We start from the raw sequence: 584 nt of genomic DNA, 5'->3' as shown, positions 1-584 counted from the left end.
TAACGTTGCCGTAATTCATGCCGTAGTTGGAGCGATGATTCCTGTATTGATGGCGATGATGTTAACACGGTTCTTCGGCAAGAACAGAAGCTGGAGCGAAGGTCTGGATATTCTACCGTTTGCGCTATTCGCAGGTGTGTCATTTACCGTTCCTTACGCATTAACTGGCGTGTTCTTGGGCGCTGAGTTTCCATCGCTGATTGGTGGTTTGGTTGGTCTTTCTATCGTCGTAACTGCTGCGAAAAAAGGTTTCCTAGTTCCTAAAACAAAATGGGATTTTGAAAGCGAAGACAAATGGCCAGCAGAGTGGCTAGGCTCTTTGAAAGTGGATCTGCACGACAATCCTGGTAAGCCAATGAGCTTGGTAAAAGCGTGGATTCCTTATGTAATGCTGGCCGTTATTTTGGTAGCAAGCCGCGTAAGCTCTGAGTTTAAAGGTCTACTGCAAAGCGTCAGCGTGTCGTTTAGCAACATTCTAGGCGAGACAGGCGTTAGCGCTGCCATTCAGCCGCTTTACCTTCCTGGTGGTGTACTGGTGTTCGTTGCTCTGCTTGCTGCTGTATTGCAAAGCGGTAGCGCAAAAC

At 47.9% G+C, this 584-nt stretch carries 1 protein-coding gene; it reads left to right on the top strand.

Annotated elements, in window-relative coordinates:
* A partial coding sequence (locus R7Q48_RS29330; protein WP_318133879.1) for an L-lactate permease occupies positions 1 to 584 on the top strand: 584 nt, incomplete at both ends.

Source organism: Vibrio sp. 378 (assembly GCF_033339435.1).
Note: the sequence above shows the minus strand (reverse complement) of the source record. Positions and strands in the feature narration are given on the sequence as shown.